We start from the raw sequence: 16,092 nt of genomic DNA on the forward strand, positions 1-16,092 counted from the left end.
CTCCCCGAAAGTTAATTGATCACTCTCCGCACTTACCGACAGATTGCTGGTATGCAAGGTTTGTCCACGAACCCTAGTTTCAAGACCTTGCCGCAGTCAAAATTTCACGATGCCCTCCTACAGCTCGTAAAAAACACGCAGGCCGTTATTCAATTCTCGCCAGATGGAACTATACTTGAAGCCAATGAGGCATTTTGTAGAACTGTAGGCTATGACCTCTCCGAAATACAGGGGCGTCATCACCGAATGTTTTGTTCGCCCGAATTGGCGAACAGCCCCAAATACGAGCAGTTCTGGGCTGATCTCAGGGCCGGCAAGAGTTTTACCTCGCGCTATCCTCGCATTACCAAATCCGGCGACGAGATCTGGCTCCAGTCGACGTATGGCCCGGTCACCGATGCCCGGGGTAACGTCGAACGGGTCGTCAAGATCGCGACGGACGTAACTCCGCACCGCAAAGCCATGGACACGATCATTGCCGCGATGCGCGCACTTGAGAATGGCCAGCTTAACCAGAAAGTCCCATCGACCGGGATCGAGGAAGTCGACTCTTTCGGCGAGATTTTCAACGCTTCGGTTGCCAAGCTGGAAACGATGATAATGGCGGTGCGGGCGACCGCGTGTGGAGTCCAGACAGGCTCCGACGAGATCCGTACCGCGTCCGAAGACCTCGCCCTGCGCAACGAACAACAGGCCGCAAGCATTCAGGAAACCGCCGCTTCGCTCAGCTCGACGGTGGGCCTCACCCGCGAGACGGCCGACGACGCCTTGGCTGCCAAAAGCGCCATCGCCCAGACCCACGCCCGCGCCACCGAAGGCGAAGCCGTGGTCGGCAAGGCCGTCGCGGCGATGGGTGCAATCGAACAATCGGCCGAAGAGATCACCCAGATCATTGACGTGATGGACGGTATCGCGTTCCAGACCAACCTGCTCGCGCTGAACGCAGGCGTGGAGGCCGCGCGTGCCGGCGAAGCGGGTAAGGGTTTTGCCGTGGTCGCCAGCGAGGTCCGCGCCCTCGCACAAAGGTCTGCTGAAGCGGCGCGCAACATCAAGACCCTCATCAACAAGTCCAGTGGTCACGTGGGCGAGGGAGTGAACCTGGTGGCCGAGACCGGGACGCTGCTGGCGGAGATAGTCACGCAGGTTGGTTCGGTCGCCGCTCAGGCCAATGACATCGCCGAGACCACCGCCGCGCAAGCGAGCCATCTTGAACAGGCGAACAGGGCCGTGAGCACCATCGACCGCATGACGCAGCAGAACTCCGCCATGGTCGAGCAAGCGACGGCGGCCACCCGCAGCCTGTCGTCCGAGGCAGAGCGCCTCAGCGAGCTGGTAGCCCAGTTCCAGGTCAGCGGCGGAGGCCATCCGTCCCTCGCCAAGAGGCACGCGCCCCCGCCGCGCGAACGCATGCCTGCAGCCATCAACGCGGCACCGCGCACGGTTGCGCCGCATCCACCCTCTACCGTCGCCGTCACAGGCAACCACGCCCGCAAACTGGCAATAGTCTCTGCGCATAACGAAGACGACTGGGCCGAGTTCTAATCATGGCGGTGATTCCGCTTGCCACCCAATTCCGTTGAAAAAGGTATATTTGGCATGGGTTGGCGACTGCTTTGGATAGCATAAGAGCGGCGTTGCAATTCCGCTCAAGAAGCTCTCAGTCGGATGCGAACTGCTTTCCGTTAAGGGGGAGCGCCCTTCCAGGGTTATTTTTCAAGCCATGAGGTTTTACCACTCAGACAGGGCGGCTGAGCGGCGGTTCCTGCAAATTTGACGGTCGACAAGGTAGCGTTTGGAATTGAAATGGTTGTGGGGGCCATGAACCGAGGCGAACTTATGTAACGACTTCATTCGCCTGAAGCGCAGCATCGCTCGCGCTCGTAGTCGGAATTGAGGTGTGAATTCTGGGCGCAGTTGTTAGTATAGTGGCCGATCTCTTGCCTTCGCTCCCACCCGAGGTCAGACATCGCTACCCTGTACGAGCGCAGCCCGTCAGTCGGCATAACCTCCGGCGAACCGCGATGCTTCAACGCCTTCTTCATGAAACGCAGCGCCGCAGCCTTGTCCCTCGCCATGGTGACGGAGCTTTCGAGCGCCTCATCTTCGTGATCAACGGCACGCCCGAGGTACATCATCTCACCGTTTATGCAGACACAGATCTCGTCGAGACGCCAGTTCCAATGCCGAAAACCGCGCATCCGATTAATGCGTTGGCGCCGGATGTCGGCCGTAAACTTCTAGCCAGAACGTTTCACCAACACCCGAAGGGGTTGGCTGATTTCCTGGTTCGGGGCAGACAATTTTCGCTGCCCTGCATTGCTCAAATTGCCAGAGGCACCATTCATGCGACACTACCCCGCCAAGTAAAACGGCATATCTAAAGCGCTGATGTTTCGTCAGGCCTCCACAATGCTGTCCAGCCATTCGCGCATCAGCGACTCTTCCGCCTTCGATAGCGCGCCGACGCCTTCGAGATGCGCGCGCAAGGCGATCGCATGAGGCGCCGGGCCGGCTTCTTTCGACGATGCCGTCGCGTCCAGGATCGCGGCAATGGCCCGCATTGCGAGCCTGCGTGAGCGTCTGCTCGTCCCTTTCGCGGGGCGGCAAGGCCAGAAACGTGGTCGCGACGCCTTACCGCCGACGCGTGTATGAGCGCGGCCACCCGCTCCTCCGCAACACGAAGCCGACCGGCCTGCGCGATCCGCGCGGTGCGGCGACGCAGGGCCGCCATCCCGGCCAGCGACGCCGGCGACTGCGCCAGAGCAAACCGATCTGGTTCATGATCGCGAATACGTCCGGGTTTTCAACGCCGAAAGCGACGCAACGGTCTATCCGTTCCGCGACTCCTCGACCGGATCGAGATGCGGGGGATTGGCTTCCTTCTCCGCCACGAACCGCTCCAGCCTGTCTTTTGCCACGGCGTCGAGCAGGCCGCGCTTATCGCCGAAAATCTGGTAGAGAGTAGGGGGCTGGATCGACGCTTTTGCCGCGACCGCCCGCGTCGTCAGCGCTGCTGTTCCGCCGCTTGCGATCAGTTCGGCGGTGCCATTGAACACGGCTCGCCAAGTGTCGGTGTCGCTCGGATCGGCCGTCGCCATGGCCGGATATTATCGATGATAACGCACGTATAATATCATTGGAACTGACGCCCGTATGATCCTAGTCACAGGCGCCAACAGCCATCTCGGCCAGGGTATCGTCAAGTATCTTTCGAAGCGCACAGGACCGGCGCAGATCATCGCCGCTTCGCACGATCCGGGTTCGCTCGCCCCCGCCCGACGGAGACGCCGTGCGACGCGCGGACTTCGCCGATCTGGCGAGCCTGCCCTACGCTTTTGCCGGGGAAAGCAGCCTGTAGATGATCGGAGAGAATCTGAAGCGCGGCGCACTGTGCGTCCCCGAGGATGGCCTCGTCCTCTGGACGGCGCGGGACGATCTGGCACAGGCGGACGCGGCGATCCTCGCGGAAGACGCAACCTTCGACGGCGCGACCCCGCCGCTTACGGCGTCGCCCGGATGGACCTTGGCAGAGATTGCCGACCTCGCCTCGCAAATTACCGGCTGCGCAGTCCGTCACACCATCGTTTCGGACGCGGCATGGAAGGCGCGAAGGTCGCGGCGGGTCTGCCCGAGCCCTGCGCCGAAATGCTGCTCGGCATCTTCCGTGCCTCTCGGCGCGGCGATTTCAGTACGGTCGATGCGACTTTCGAAAAACTCCTCGACCGCGAACCCACGCCCCTGCGCGACATGCTCGCGGCCGAACCGACTCTTGCGCTCCAGACCCAACAGAAATAAAGGAGTTGCCATGCTTGCGAGAGACAACGCCATAGCCCGTTCGGGCACTTTCGCATTGTGCCAGCGCACCGTCCACCAGATGGGCTACGGGGCCATGCAGTTCGGCGCACGCCGCGATAATGAAGGCGCCTAATCGCCCGTGATGGGGCCGCAGGAACTCGTCGATGCGATCGAGAGCAATTGCGACAATCTCGCGATCGAGCGGATCTCGATCGCAAACCTTCGGCTCATGTTCGGCGCGGACGACGCGGGGCCAGCTCGCGGCGACGTGGGGCCGATGCTGGAACCGCTTATCGCCCTGAAGGAACGGGCCGGGGTCAGCAACGCCCTGCCCGAACAGGTCGGAGCAACACGTTCCATGACCGAGATCGTCTGTGTGCAGAACATGTACAATCTCGCCAATCGCGGCGACGATGATTTGATCGATCATCTTGCAGAAGAGGGCATTGCTTACCTACCATTTTTCCCGTTCGGCGATTTCAACTCATTGCAATCGGGCATGCTGGAGGACGTGGCACAAGATCTGGACGCAACGCCCATGCAGGTCGCGCTTGCCTAGCTTCTCCAGCGTTCGCGCAACATCCTGCTGATCCCCGGAACGAGCTCGATCGACCATTTGCGGCAGACTGTCGCAGCCGCCAATCTCGCGCTGCCAGCAGAGGCTGCGGCGAAGCGGGACGGGATCGGCAATTCGTCGCTTTCTTCTCGTCGACGGACAGCTTTTCGATCATCGGAACCGTTCTTCGCCGGACCGGGATCAGGGCGCCTTGTCGCCTGTTGGAAACTTGCCCATTGCTGACCGCAGCTTTCCGCGCCGCAACAGAGGAAAACCGACACTCCCCGGACGATCCATTTGCGGACGGGGCGCTAGCATTCCTGCAGAATGGAGGCCGATATCAGCAAGATCGGGAACGACTGCCATTGCTTGCCGAGGTAGGATTGCTGCGAAAGGAGCTTCAGAATGCGAATTTGCAGCACTTTGGGATATGCGGAACGGATCGAGCGCGCGATCGCGCTGCTCGAACGGAAAGCGGCAGCAGGAGAGCCGGCGTCCTTGTCTGATTTGGCCTCGGCCGCCGCTCTTTCGCCTTATCACTTCCATCGAATATTTCGCGTGATGACCGGTGAATCCGTGGGAGATGCGATTGTTCGCGCGCGTCTGGGCGGCGCCCTACCCATGCTCGATCGGTCAATTTTCGATGCGGTGACGCAAAGCGGCTACGCAACGAGCCAGGCTTTCGCACGCGCGGTGAAAGTTCGAACCGACGCGACGCCGTCTGAACTTCGCAACGACCCCATCCGTCGCAAACAGGCCGAAGAGAGCCTTGCATTGCCCGAACAATCTGGTGCCGCTTCGCCGCCGATCACGATAAAGATTACCTCGGTCGCCCCGCTGCGCCTGGCCGCAATACGCAATGTCGGGGATTACGCGGAGTTGAACCACGGTTTCGGCCAATTGGTCGAACAGATCGTCGGAAAAGCCGGACCGGAAGGAATAACCGGCCTTTACGGGATCCCATATGGCGATCCGAGAGACGTCGAGCCACAATATTGCAGGTTCGATTGTGCTGTGTCGACGAGTGTTTCCATCGATCCCGATGACCAGATTTCTATAATCGACTGTGATGGCGGCCCGGCTTTGGAGATGACCCATTGCGGCGACTACGACCGTATTCATGATGCAGTGGATGCGCTCTATCGCCGAGCGGTGAGAGAAGAGCTGCAACTCTCCGGCGCGCCGCTGCTCATCCACTATGCGCAAGACCCTGAAGAGGTGCCGACGGATGAACTCTTCGCGAACGTCTATCTGTGGCTGGAGCCGGCAGTCGAATCCAAGCCTTTGTCCGTTTCGTAGGGAGTGCGCTTTTAGATTCCGCGTTCCGACAAGAGATTTTTCTCGTTTCGCAAGGAAAGCTGAAATCGAACATACACCATCACGACCAAACGGATTACGTCCGACGACCAATGGAAATAGCGGAACGGGTTGGCTGGTTTTCGAGGGTGGTCCATCAAACTCCTCCAGCCTGCCCGAATGAGGTGGCTAGCGGTACCATCCTTCTGACAATGCCATCGCCGTCAAAGGCGTTCCGCAAGCAGCAAAGCTCTATCAGATGCAGGTGTAACTCGATGGTAGAGCAGCAGCTTCCCGAACTGATACTGAGGGTCCGACTCCCCTCACCCGCTCCCATCTTTCCAACCACTTAGCGGCCACCATTGTAAGGCTTTCGAAGGTAGGCGTTCAACTGTCGGCCGTCTTCAATGTCACGATCGTCCGGCGGCAGCGGTACGCCGGCAGGGGCTGCAATACCCTCGTGCCGTGTTTACTCCCAATGGACTCCGTACCAGTCGGACCAAGACACATCCTAAATAGAGTCAGAACAGACCGTCATCATCATCATCGTCGTCCTCTTCTTCGGCTACGGGATCGCAGGTGTCGGACTGAAGATCGACATGTTCTATTCCCCGCAGGGCGTGGCGGCGGTGAATTTCGCGTTCCTGCGCCATGGAGTAGCGTTGCGCGAGTTCGGCAAGGATCGCCGTCAACCCGTCAAGCGCTTCGGGGCCCAATTCCGCCACGTCGACGTCAGCCACGGCCGGCGTGGCCGTCGCCAGTGTCTCGCTCGCGGCGATCATGTCGCGTTCCAGCGCAAGCTCATTCGCGAGTTCGGTCCCGGTACGACCGAGCAGTTCGATCAATTCGCGCGCTTCGCTGCGTCCATGCTCAATCCCGGTTTCATTCGTGTCGCACCCCTTTCGCACGATCGCCAGTGCATCTTCGAGACTGGGATGCGCCCCCATGTCGGTGGTGGCCTGGATCGCCACGCTGTTTTCGGACAGATCGTCGATCAACGCGATCATGCCGTCGAGCACCATCCCGAGATCGCTGCAGAGCCGGTCGATCTCCTTCGCGATCACGAACACAGCGCGTCCCGTGCTGTTCATGCGGCGGCACAGGAGCAAGGTATTCATGGCGATGTTGCGCACATCGATCCGCAGATCGGCGAACATTTCAAGCTTCCGCCCCAGCTCGATGAGCGTCCTGGCGATCGTATCGATGAGGCGGTTCGATTGCAGGTCGGTGACATGGAGGCGGTCGGTGAGTTCCGCCATCTCGATGATATTATGTTCGACATTCTGCAGGATCGTACGCTCTTCGGCGCTATCCGCCTCGGTTGCGGCCTGATCATCGATGAGCGACAGGAGACGTTCGGTATGGGGCCCTATACCGCGCAGCGCCTGTAGCAGCGTATTCGCGCCCTCGGCGAAGTCTTCCGCTGCCCGGCCCAGCAAGTCGGCGAGGAGCGCGTAGACATGCGCTCTTACTGCGCGTTCCGCCGCGCTATCCAGTTCCATCCGGTGGAGATGCGCGTCGAGAATTCCGACCCCTTCCACCACGTGTTCGATCCGCTGGCGGGTGCTGTCGCCGACCTGAAGCGCGCCGAGGACAAGAGCCACCTGGCCCTGTATTTCCTGCGCGATGCTCAGGACGCTTTCGGCCAGCTTCCCCATGGCGTCCATATGGTCGCGAAGGATGCACGCGTTTTCGGCAAGGCGTTCCGGAACCGTGGGCGGGATGCGCGCGCATTCGCGGCGAAGCGGCTCGACCGCCTCGCCCGCCTCCGAAAGGCTCGGGACCAGTGCCGTCACCATGTCCAGGATCTCACGAAGATTGCCGCGGCCGTGATCGACCCGTCCGTCAATATCGTCGACGAAATTGACGAACGCCGCTTCGCCTGCGGCCGCGATCTTCGTATTGACGCCGTAGATCTGGAGCACATCGAAGAGTTTCTGTACCTCCTCGACCCGGTCCTTGAGCATGGCGGAATTGGTCAGCGCCGCATCGAGGTCGCCTTCCCGTATCGTCAGCGCCTCCGGCAGACCGCTCAGCCGTTCGGCCAGGCTGGTCATCGTGGTCACGGCATCGACCACGGCATCGCCATCGAGTGCACCGCTGATCCCCTTGAGGATCGCAACCAGCCGGTCAATCGTCTCGATTGCCTTCATCAGGGTCTTGCCCGCGTTGAGAAAGCGGGCGTCCATCCCCGCCGCAAGGGCCGCCAGCTCGTTCGACACGCGCAGAACCGCCCGCGTTTCGTCGGCAACGCTGGCGCTCCTGGGCAAGGTTTCGCCGTCGAAAGTCAATATCTGGGAGTTCATCGTTCGCAAGCCCGTAGCAATTCACCGGCGATATGGCCGAGCGGCACGATCTTTTGCGCGCCGCCCCGGTTGATGGCTTCCTTCGGCATGCCGAACACGATCGAGGTTGCCTCGTCCTGTGCCATGGTGCGCGCTCCGGCGTCCTTCATTTCCAGGAGGCCGCGCGCGCCATCGTCGCCCATGCCGGTCATGATGATCCCGACCGCATTCGAACCAGCAGTCCGTGCGGCGGAGCGGAACAGGACGTCCACCGATGGCCTGTGGCGCGATACCAGCGGCCCTTCCCGCACCGAAACGTAATAGCGCGCGCCCTGACGCTCCAGCATGGTGTGGCGCAGGCCGCCCGGCGCAATCAGGACATGGCCGCGCATGACCGTGTCGCCGTCCTGCGCTTCCTTCACATCGACCTTGCACAGCGTGTTGAGCCGCTTTGCAAAGGCCTTGGTGAAGCTTTCCGGCATGTGCTGCACCACCACGATGCCGGGAGAATTGGCCGGCAACGCCTCCAGCACTTCGCGTAACGCCTCGGTGCCGCCGGTGGATGCACCGATGCACGCGACCATCTCGGTTGTGCGGCGCATCGCGCCCGCGCCCGGCGGCGGCATCATGGCATCGGCGGTCAGTTTCGCCTGCGTGCCTTCATCCTTGCGATTGGCGGAGCGGCGCCGCAGACGCGCCTGCGCCGCGCCCTTGACGGTTTCGCGGATGCGCATGTGCGATTCCACGAGATGATCGGCCACGCCCATGCGCGGCTTCAGGATCACGTCGACGGCGCCCGCTTCCATCGCCTGCAGCAGGGTTTCGGACCCTTCCTCGACCAGCGACGAGCACATCACGACCGGCACCGGGCACTGGCTCATCAATTTGCGCAGGAAGGTGATGCCGTCCATGCGCGGCATTTCGACGTCCAGCGTGACCACGTCGGGCATCTCTGCCTGAATATGGCGTGCGGCGGCGAAGGGATCGGAGGCCGCGGCGATCACTTCGATCTCCGGGTCGGCGGCGAGGATCGATGTCATCGCCTGCCGGACGCTGGCCGAATCGTCGATGACGAGAACGCGAATCCGTTTGCTGGGCATTGCGCTAGACCTTCTGAAACGTGGTGTTGCCGACCTGGCGAAGCGGCAGATCCATTTCGGCAATGGTTTCCGAATGACCGATCATGATCCATCCGCCCTGCTTCAGCTTGCGGCAGAGCCGGTTGAGCACCGCCTCCTGTGTTGGCCGGTCGAAATAGATCAGCACGTTGCGGCACATGATGATGTCCATCGGATCGCCCACCGGATAGGAGGCGTCCATGAAGTTGAGTTGCGCAAAACCGACTGCGGACCGTAGCGCCGGAACGATCCGGACATCGGGGGCTGCGGGCTCGAGCGGTTCCATGACGTAGCGCATGCGCATGGCGGGCGGGACCGGCTGCACCTGCGCGCGCGGATAAATGCCGCGGCGCGCAATTTCGAGGACGCCGCTGTCGAGGTCGGTCGCCAGGATGCCATATTCGGGGCCACCGTTCCGCGTGGCGTAATCGTCGAACACCATGGCCATCGTATACGGTTCGGCGCCCGTGGAGCAGCCCGCGCTCCATGCCCGCAGGCGCCGCGTTCCCGCAGCTCCGATCGCGGGCAGGATGGTGCTTTGCATGTATTCGAAATGCTTGGGCTCACGGAAAAAATCGGTCTTGTTCGTCGTGACGGCGTTCAGGAGGTGCTCCGTCTCCTCCTCTCCCACGGCGCCATCGAACAGGGCGTCGCAATAGGCATCGAGATTGTATGCGCCCACGGCCCGCACGCGGCGGCGCAAACGACCTTCGAGCATGGTTTTCTTCGTATGCGGAATCTTGATGCCCGAAAGCTGATGGATAAGAGCGGAAAGCCGCGTGAAATTGCGCGACGATATCTGGTCGTCGAAGACCGGTTGTTCTGCGCGAGCTGCTGTTGACATGGCGCTAAATCCGAAGGTGACGGACGACGTGCCCTCAAGGCCGCCGGGTCAGGAATTGTCGAAGTCGACGAAAGGAGAGAGGGCTGGTCAGGCCATCTGAAGGCCTGGAAGCATGGCGGTATCCGCGTTTGAGAAGACTGCGGCCAGGTCCATCAGGATGACGAAGCCTTCGTCCAGCCTCACCACCCCCTGGATATAATCGGACCGCCATCGCATCCCGATATCGGGGGCCGGCTCGATCTGTTCGGACGCAAGGGCGCGAACGGCCAGAACGCGATCGACGACAAGCCCCATCGTGACCGCGCGGTCCGCCAGCGCGAGGTCGACGATCAATATGCGGGTGGCGAGCGTGGGTTCCTGCGCCGGAAGCCCCATTCGCGTTCTCAGGTCCACGGTCGGAATGCCCGTCCCGCGCACCTCGGTCAGACCCAGGAGCCATTCCGGCCCCTGAGGCACGCGAAACACCGGAGCATAGTCCAGTATTTCGCGCACCATGCCGACCGAAACGGCGAAGATCTCATCCCCCAGGCCGAAGGTGACGACCTGCGTTTCGGCCGCGGCGGTCATGCCGCCTGACCGAAATTGGCGTCGTCCTCGTCCGGCCCGCCGCTCGACAGGTCTAGCGCGAAGCCGCGCGCGCGGTCCTGCTGGTCGGCTACGCTGTTCGGCTTGAACTTGCGGACCTGCGCCTTTGCCCTGGGCGCGGAGGCCTTGGGGGCGGTCTTTTTCGCTTTCGGCGCGCCGATGGCAGCGGCTGCATCGTCCGCGGCCACGTGGAAGAACGCGATCGCCGTTTGCAGGCTTTCGGCCCGGCTGGCCAGCTCTTCGGAGGTGTTGGAGATCTGCTCCGATGCGGTGGCGTTCTGCTGCGTCACCGTATCGAGCTGCTGGATCGCTTCGTTGATCTGGCTCGCCCCGATGTCCTGTTCGCGGCAGGCGGCACTGATTTCGGAAACGAGTTCGGCCGTGCGGCGAATGTCCGGCACCAGCTTGGTCAGCATTTCGCCCGCTTCGGTGGCGGCGGTGACGGTTTCCGTCGACATGGAGCCGATTTCCGCCGCAGCAGCCTGGCTTCGCTCGGCCAGCTTGCGGACTTCGGAGGCGACCACGGCGAAGCCGCGACCGTGCTCACCCGCCCGTGCCGCTTCGACCGCGGCATTGAGCGCGAGCAGATCGGTCTGACGCGCGATCTCCTGAACGATTTCGATTTTCTCGACGATGGTGCGCATCGCGCCGACCGCCTTCTCCACTGCGACACCGCTTTCCTGCGCATCGGTCGAAGACTGACGCGCGATCTTCTCGGTCTGTGCGGCGTTATCGGCGTTCTGTTTGATGTTCGACGCCATTTGCTCCATCGAGGCGGACGCCTCTTCTGCGGCGGCGGCCTGCTCGGTCGCGCCCTGCGAGACCTGCTCTGCGCTCGCGGACATCTGCTGGCTACCCGAGGCAACCGTATCGGCGGCGGCGGTCGTGTCGCCGATCACCTTGCGCAGCCGGTCGACCATCATGGCAACCGACGCGAGCAGGCTGTCCCGATCGTTCGCCTTGAGATCGACCTTGATGGTCAGATCGCCATCCGCAACCTGGCGCACCACGTCGCGGACCGCGGCGGGCTCTCCACCGAGTTGCTTGAGCACCGAGCGCATCACCAGCAGCGCCGCGCCGACGCCCACCGCAAGCGCAATGGCGATCAGCGCAAGGAACAGGGTGCGCGCGCTGGCATAGGTGCTGTCGCCGGCTTCGCTGGCGGCGCGCCCCCCCTCGACGTTCATGGTCACCATGGTATCGAGCGTTTTGCCAAGCTCACGATACATTTCGACCGAGTTCTGCAGCATGGCCGAAGCCCTCTCCTGCTGGCCTTGCGAGGAAAGAGCCATCAATTGCTCATGCATGTTGAGATAGCGTTCAAGATCGCTGGAGAACTCCTGATAGGCCGCCCGCTCTTCGGCAGAGGAAATCAGTGCCTCGTACTCGGTCCTCAGATCCTGAAGCTGTTCGAGGCCTTCGGAAATGCGGAGTGCATCGTCGGCCCTGCTCGCAGCATCGCCAGCCTCGACATAACGATATTCGCGAATTCGCAGATCCGCGACGCCCGTGTTGATCCTGTGGATGCGATCGATACTGGGCATCCAGTTCTCGGCCATGATGGTCGATTGGTCGTTGATATTGCGCATTTGGGTGACGCCGATCCACCCGAGGGCGGCGGTCAGCAAAAGAATGGCAGAAAAGGCTGCTGCCAACTTCATCTTCAGTGACATGTTCATGGGTTTCTACCTGATCGAAAGAGGAAACGGGTATAAGCGAATTCGGAAAATGGGGCCGGCTAGGCGGCGGCGGCGATGCCCGCGGAGGATGCGTTCAAGGCCTTCTCGAAAATAGCCGGAAGGTCGGGGATGATGATGACGTCATCGCCCCGCTGCGCGAGGCAGCGGACATGATCGCGGTTCCAGCGCAGCCCGACCATCGGCGGCTCCTCGCACGAGGACGGTGCGACACTGGCCACTTCGAGCACCTTGTCGGCGCGGAAGCCGAGCCAGATCTCCTCTGCGTCGAGCTCGATCTCGATCACGACGATCCGGCTGTCGATGGTCGGCTCGGTCGGCTCCATGTCGAACGCCAGCCGCAAATCGGCGAGCGGGATGATCTTGCCGCGAAAATTGATGACCTCGTGGACGAGTTCCGGCGCGCCCGGTACGGCCGTCGCGGTAATGACGTCGAGAATTTCGCGCACCACGATCGCTTCCAGAGCGAAGATTTCGCCCTGAAGCTCGAAGTGGAGAAATTCTTCGCCGTTGTCTGTTTTGGTGGTTTGTTCGGTCATCGGTCTATCCCGCGGCCTGGAGCCGCTCCTCCCTGTTCTGGGTCAGCGCGACGAGTTGCGGCACATCGAGGATCAGCGCGACCGTGCCGTCCCCCAGAATGGTCGCACCGGCGAACGAGGCCACGCCCCGATGAAAGGCGGACATCGATTTGATGACCGTCTGATGGTTGCCGATGATCTGATCCACCACCAGTCCGACCCTTTCCGATCCGGTGGAGACGACGATGATCTTCTGAAAGCGATCGGGCTTCTTCGTGCTCGCGAAAAGTTCGCGAAGCCGAAGGAAGGGCACCAGCGCACCGCGAAGCGAAATGAGGCTTCGCCCCCGATGGCGCAGATCGTCCTCGAGCGAGAGTTCGATGCATTCTTCCACGCTGGAAAGCGGGATGACGTAGCGTTCCTCGCTGACCCGGACGAGCAGCCCTTCAATGATCGCCAGCGTCAGCGGTATGCGCAATGCAATCGTCGATCCCGCACCCGGCTCGCTCGCCACCTCGATCGTTCCGCGCAGGCTGTCGATCGTGCGCTTGACCACATCCATGCCGACACCGCGCCCGGACAGGTTGCTGACCTTTGCCGCGGTGGAGAATCCGGGGTGGAAGATAAGCTGAAGGAGTTCCTGATCGCTCAGCACCTGATCGGGCTTGATCAGGCCATTCTCCTCGGCCTTGGCGCGAACGCGGTTCCGGTCGATCCCGCGTCCGTCGTCGCGGATGGTGATGACCACCTCGCCGCCCGCCTGGTGCGCGCAAAGCGTGACATTGCCGGACTCCGGCTTGCCGGCGGCGATACGCTCCTCGGGAAGTTCGAGCCCGTGATCGCAGGAATTGCGGATGATGTGGACGAGGGGATCGAAAAGCCGCTCGATCACGGTCTTGTCGACTTCGGTGCCCTCCCCATCGGTCGTCAGCGTGATCGCCTTTCCGGTCTCCTGCGAAAGATCGTGGACGAGGCGGCGAAACCGCCCGAACAGGGTCGAGACGGGCACCATGCGCAGCACCATCATGGTATCCCGCAATTCGCCGGACAGGCGTTCGATCTCCTCGGAAACCGAGCGGAGGGCGAGATTGACGTCGCTATGCGCGATTTGCGAAAGGCGGCTCTGTGCAATGACCAGCTGGCCCACGCGGTCCATCAATTCGTCGAGCCGCTCCGCCGGGACGCGAAGCGTGTCGTTCGCCGGCTTTCCCGACGTCGTCCTGCCATCGGTGCCGGTTGTTTGTGCCGACGCTCCAGCCTCCTCCGGCGTCGGTGCGGCCGGCGGATCTCCGTCTTCGGCCGCCGTATCATCGGTGACCTGTGAGGCGAGCGGTTCGATCGACAGTTCCATGTCGTCCATCACGAAAATGAACACATCTTCGATATCGTCTTTATCGATCGCGCCCCGAAGCACGACATCCCAGCCAATATGACATTCCCGCGGATCGAGTTCGGCGAGGGAAGGAAGCTTGTCGGTGGAAGCAGTGATCTCGCACTCGCCGAGGTCGCGCAGTTCGTCGAGAAGGAATAGCGGATTGGTGCCGTTCGCCATGCATTCGGGCGGGAGGCGGAACATCACGCGCCAGCCCTCGGCTTGTGCGAGAGACGGCACGTCAGCAATGTCCACGCCATCGCCGGCATCGCCCGATGCGGCCTCCACGGCGGCGGTGAGCTGGGCAATAATGGCGTTCTGCCGCTCTTCATCGACGTTCCCGTCCACCAGCGCGCGCATGCGATCCTGCGCATTGAGAACGATCGAGATCAATTCCGGCGTCGCGGCGACCGCGCCCTTTCGAACCTGATCGAACGCGCTTTCGCAATGGTGGGTGAAACCTGCCAGCGCGTCGAACCCGAACATCGCGCCCGAGCCTTTGAGCGTGTGGAGACCGCGGAACACCGCGTCGATGAGGTTCCTGTCACCGGGACGTTCGGTCAGGTCCAGCAGCGCCTGCTCCACCTCGTTGAGCACATCTGCTGCTTCGATCCGGAAGGTCGCCGTGGGATCGGGGAGGCCCTGCTCGCTCACCGGCCGAGGACCTTGCGCGCGACCTTCGTCAGCTTCTCGGGCACGAAAGGTTTCACGAGCCAGCCCGTGGCGCCAGCGGCCTTGGCCTGTTCCTTCATCCCGTCGTCGGACTCCGTCGTCAGGAAGATGATCGGCACGCCGGCCTGCTCAGGCTGCTTGCGCAGTTCGCGGATCATGGTCAGCCCGTCCATTTTCGGCATGTTGAGATCGGTGACGATCATGTCGAACTTGCCATTATTGGCCGCGGCCAGGCCCTCTTCTCCGTCACCGGCCTCTGTGACGGTGTAGCCTGCCCCGCTCAACGCGATGCGGATGGCCATGCGAACGGAAGGGGAATCGTCGACCGTGAGAATGGAAGCGGTCATTGCGGAATTTCTCCATGGAACCAGAAGGCGACGTCGTCCGACGTCGCCTGAGTGAGGAAACCTGCGCGCCGCAGAAGCTGGGCGACGGATGCGGACACGGGATGGGACAGGCGAAGATTCCTGGCGCCGGCCCGCGCGTCGCGGCGGGCGGCTTCGACAAGCTGCACGAAGGCGAGATCGGCCGTTTTCAGGTCGCCGATCGCGAATTCGATCGCGCCGTCCTGTTCGAAAGCGGCGATCACATCGTCGTAGATGCCGAGTATGGCGGGAAGCGTGACTTCGGCAGGAATCCTGACCGAAATCGCAGAGCGAACCGAACTTTCCATGCGTATGACGACCCATCTCGTTAAGCTGTTTTTTTCTAGAAGGAAAAACGATAAAATGAGCTTAAACGCGCCCTACGCTTCCAACCTCTGGTCCGTCTTTGGAGATTGCGAGGGAGCGGTGCGGATGGGCCGAGCAGCGCGGGTTTCACAGCGACCACGGCTGCCGCGCCAATCGCCGGATGACGCGCAAATACGCCCGATTTCGCGATCCCGGCTCGCGGCCCCGGATTGATCGCAGGCGGGAAACCGCCGCTTCACCGTGTCGAGGTCAGTCCCGACCTTTTCCTCGTCACCTACGGGATCTGCACCAAAAGGTTTTTGATGCATGGCGCGGTTCGTCGGCGTTGGGGGTGTCCTGCGCAGGAGGGATCAGTCGGATGCAAACCGCTCTCCATTTTGCCGGGGTCGCCCTTCCCGCTCAGGTCTCAAACCCTAGCATTGTGCCGCTCAGCCAGTGCAGCCGAGCGGCGGATCTTGTAGGTTTAGCGATCGGCAAGGTGACCTTCGGAATTGAAGCGGTGGTGGAAGGAGGCGTGAACCGAGGCGAACTTGTGTAACGACTTCATTTCCCTGAAACCCAGCATCGCTCGTTCTCGTATTCGGAATGGAAGGCCCGAGGTTTCGGCAGGGTTGTTCGCGCAGCGACGCGTCTCCCGCTTCTGCTCGCAGCCGAAGCCGGAC

At 61.9% G+C, this 16,092-nt stretch carries 18 protein-coding genes; 6 read left to right on the plus strand and 12 right to left on the minus strand.

Annotation, left to right across the window (positions count from 1 at the left end; all coding sequences use genetic code 11):
- Positions 1-51 precede the first annotated feature (51 nt).
- A complete protein-coding gene (locus Q0897_RS13385) occupies positions 52-1,542 on the plus strand; it encodes a PAS domain-containing methyl-accepting chemotaxis protein (protein WP_299309926.1) in 1,491 nt (496 codons plus the stop codon).
- Positions 1,543-1,847: 305 nt separating this feature from the next.
- Here the strand turns inward: Q0897_RS13385 and Q0897_RS13390 are convergent, their stop codons facing one another.
- The gene (locus Q0897_RS13390) at positions 1,848-2,135 is read right to left on the minus strand and encodes a DDE-type integrase/transposase/recombinase (RefSeq protein WP_366519941.1); all 288 of its coding nucleotides are present in this window, start codon (positions 2,133-2,135) and stop codon (positions 1,848-1,850) included.
- Between Q0897_RS13390 and Q0897_RS13395 the strand changes: the two genes are divergently transcribed.
- Positions 2,022-2,381, plus strand: coding sequence for a hypothetical protein (locus Q0897_RS13395; protein WP_299309997.1), 360 nt, complete (start codon positions 2,022-2,024; stop codon positions 2,379-2,381). The two genes, Q0897_RS13390 and Q0897_RS13395, sit on opposite strands and share 114 nt — an antisense overlap.
- 15 nt (positions 2,382-2,396) lie before the next feature.
- On the opposite strand, the gene Q0897_RS13400 is transcribed toward Q0897_RS13395, so the two are convergent.
- Together Q0897_RS13400 and Q0897_RS13405 are read right to left on the minus strand one after the other, a co-directional pair.
- Complete coding sequence (locus Q0897_RS13400; protein ID WP_299309927.1) at positions 2,397-2,561, minus strand: hypothetical protein; 165 nt, start codon at positions 2,559-2,561, stop codon at positions 2,397-2,399.
- Positions 2,562-2,828: 267 nt separating this feature from the next.
- Positions 2,829-3,098, minus strand: a complete 270-nt coding sequence (locus Q0897_RS13405; protein WP_299309928.1) for a TetR/AcrR family transcriptional regulator — start codon at positions 3,096-3,098, stop codon at positions 2,829-2,831.
- A gap of 499 nt (positions 3,099-3,597) precedes the next feature.
- Here Q0897_RS13405 and Q0897_RS13410 point away from each other — a divergent pair, with 499 nt between their 5' ends.
- The 3 genes from Q0897_RS13410 (at position 3,598) to Q0897_RS13420 (ending at position 5,650) form a co-directional block, all read left to right on the plus strand.
- Positions 3,598-3,795: a hypothetical protein gene (locus Q0897_RS13410; protein WP_299309929.1), complete on the plus strand. Its 198-nt coding sequence runs from the start codon at positions 3,598-3,600 to the stop codon at positions 3,793-3,795.
- 139 nt (positions 3,796-3,934) lie between these two features.
- Positions 3,935-4,354: a hypothetical protein gene (locus Q0897_RS13415; protein ID WP_299309930.1), complete on the plus strand. Its 420-nt coding sequence runs from the start codon at positions 3,935-3,937 to the stop codon at positions 4,352-4,354.
- Between the two features lie 402 nt (positions 4,355-4,756).
- On the plus strand, positions 4,757-5,650 hold the full coding sequence (locus tag Q0897_RS13420; RefSeq protein ID WP_299309931.1) for an AraC family transcriptional regulator: 894 nt from the start codon (positions 4,757-4,759) through the stop codon (positions 5,648-5,650).
- Between the two features lie 518 nt (positions 5,651-6,168).
- Here Q0897_RS13420 and Q0897_RS13425 read toward each other — a convergent pair.
- From Q0897_RS13425 to Q0897_RS13465, 9 genes are all read right to left on the minus strand, one after another.
- Entirely contained in the window at positions 6,169-7,953 is a 1,785-nt protein-coding gene (locus tag Q0897_RS13425; RefSeq protein WP_299309932.1) for a hypothetical protein, read from the minus strand.
- A complete protein-coding gene (locus Q0897_RS13430; RefSeq protein WP_299309933.1) occupies positions 7,950-9,032 on the minus strand; it encodes a chemotaxis response regulator protein-glutamate methylesterase in 1,083 nt (360 codons plus the stop codon). Before Q0897_RS13430 ends, Q0897_RS13425 begins: the two co-directional genes overlap by 4 nt.
- A 4-nt stretch (positions 9,033-9,036) precedes the next feature.
- Complete coding sequence (locus Q0897_RS13435; RefSeq protein ID WP_299309934.1) at positions 9,037-9,894, minus strand: CheR family methyltransferase; 858 nt, start codon at positions 9,892-9,894, stop codon at positions 9,037-9,039.
- Between the two features lie 87 nt (positions 9,895-9,981).
- Positions 9,982-10,461, minus strand: a complete 480-nt coding sequence (locus Q0897_RS13440) for a chemotaxis protein CheW (RefSeq protein ID WP_299309935.1) — start codon at positions 10,459-10,461, stop codon at positions 9,982-9,984.
- Positions 10,458-12,158: a methyl-accepting chemotaxis protein gene (locus tag Q0897_RS13445; RefSeq protein ID WP_299309936.1), complete on the minus strand. Its 1,701-nt coding sequence runs from the start codon at positions 12,156-12,158 to the stop codon at positions 10,458-10,460. The genes Q0897_RS13440 and Q0897_RS13445 overlap by 4 nt, the downstream gene beginning before the upstream one ends.
- A 59-nt stretch (positions 12,159-12,217) precedes the next feature.
- The gene (locus tag Q0897_RS13450; RefSeq protein ID WP_299309937.1) at positions 12,218-12,715 is read right to left on the minus strand and encodes a chemotaxis protein CheW; all 498 of its coding nucleotides are present in this window, start codon (positions 12,713-12,715) and stop codon (positions 12,218-12,220) included.
- A 4-nt stretch (positions 12,716-12,719) separates the two neighbouring features.
- Positions 12,720-14,720 (minus strand): chemotaxis protein CheA, encoded by a 2,001-nt coding sequence (locus Q0897_RS13455; RefSeq protein WP_299309938.1) that lies wholly within the window; start codon positions 14,718-14,720, stop codon positions 12,720-12,722.
- Positions 14,717-15,085, minus strand: coding sequence for a response regulator (locus Q0897_RS13460; protein WP_299309939.1), 369 nt, complete (start codon positions 15,083-15,085; stop codon positions 14,717-14,719). Before Q0897_RS13460 ends, Q0897_RS13455 begins: the two co-directional genes overlap by 4 nt.
- A complete protein-coding gene (locus Q0897_RS13465; protein ID WP_299309940.1) occupies positions 15,082-15,411 on the minus strand; it encodes a hypothetical protein in 330 nt (109 codons plus the stop codon). The genes Q0897_RS13460 and Q0897_RS13465 overlap by 4 nt, the downstream gene beginning before the upstream one ends.
- 377 nt (positions 15,412-15,788) lie before the next feature.
- Here Q0897_RS13465 and Q0897_RS13470 point away from each other — a divergent pair, with 377 nt between their 5' ends.
- Positions 15,789-15,968: a hypothetical protein gene (locus Q0897_RS13470; RefSeq protein ID WP_299309941.1), complete on the plus strand. Its 180-nt coding sequence runs from the start codon at positions 15,789-15,791 to the stop codon at positions 15,966-15,968.
- Positions 15,969-16,092 lie beyond the last annotated feature (124 nt).

This window comes from uncultured Croceicoccus sp. (assembly GCF_947496385.1).
Taxonomy (GTDB): domain Bacteria; phylum Pseudomonadota; class Alphaproteobacteria; order Sphingomonadales; family Sphingomonadaceae; genus Croceicoccus.

Coding starts and splice junctions, on each gene's coding strand:
- Q0897_RS13385 (WP_299309926.1), top strand. CDS start 52: ATGCAAGGTTTGTCCACGAACCCTAGTTTCAAGACCTTGCCGCAGTCA.
- Q0897_RS13395 (WP_299309997.1), top strand. CDS start 2,022: ATGCTTCAACGCCTTCTTCATGAAACGCAGCGCCGCAGCCTTGTCCCT.
- Q0897_RS13390 (WP_366519941.1), bottom strand. CDS start 2,135: ATGATGTACCTCGGGCGTGCCGTTGATCACGAAGATGAGGCGCTCGAA.
- Q0897_RS13400 (WP_299309927.1), bottom strand. CDS start 2,561: ATGCGGGCCATTGCCGCGATCCTGGACGCGACGGCATCGTCGAAAGAA.
- Q0897_RS13405 (WP_299309928.1), bottom strand. CDS start 3,098: ATGGCGACGGCCGATCCGAGCGACACCGACACTTGGCGAGCCGTGTTC.
- Q0897_RS13410 (WP_299309929.1), top strand. CDS start 3,598: ATGGAAGGCGCGAAGGTCGCGGCGGGTCTGCCCGAGCCCTGCGCCGAA.
- Q0897_RS13420 (WP_299309931.1), top strand. CDS start 4,757: ATGCGAATTTGCAGCACTTTGGGATATGCGGAACGGATCGAGCGCGCG.
- Q0897_RS13425 (WP_299309932.1), bottom strand. CDS start 7,953: ATGAACTCCCAGATATTGACTTTCGACGGCGAAACCTTGCCCAGGAGC.
- Q0897_RS13430 (WP_299309933.1), bottom strand. CDS start 9,032: ATGCCCAGCAAACGGATTCGCGTTCTCGTCATCGACGATTCGGCCAGC.
- Q0897_RS13435 (WP_299309934.1), bottom strand. CDS start 9,894: ATGTCAACAGCAGCTCGCGCAGAACAACCGGTCTTCGACGACCAGATA.
- Q0897_RS13440 (WP_299309935.1), bottom strand. CDS start 10,461: ATGACCGCCGCGGCCGAAACGCAGGTCGTCACCTTCGGCCTGGGGGAT.
- Q0897_RS13445 (WP_299309936.1), bottom strand. CDS start 12,158: ATGAACATGTCACTGAAGATGAAGTTGGCAGCAGCCTTTTCTGCCATT.
- Q0897_RS13450 (WP_299309937.1), bottom strand. CDS start 12,715: ATGACCGAACAAACCACCAAAACAGACAACGGCGAAGAATTTCTCCAC.
- Q0897_RS13460 (WP_299309939.1), bottom strand. CDS start 15,085: ATGACCGCTTCCATTCTCACGGTCGACGATTCCCCTTCCGTTCGCATG.
- Q0897_RS13465 (WP_299309940.1), bottom strand. CDS start 15,411: ATGGAAAGTTCGGTTCGCTCTGCGATTTCGGTCAGGATTCCTGCCGAA.
- Q0897_RS13470 (WP_299309941.1), top strand. CDS start 15,789: ATGCAAACCGCTCTCCATTTTGCCGGGGTCGCCCTTCCCGCTCAGGTC.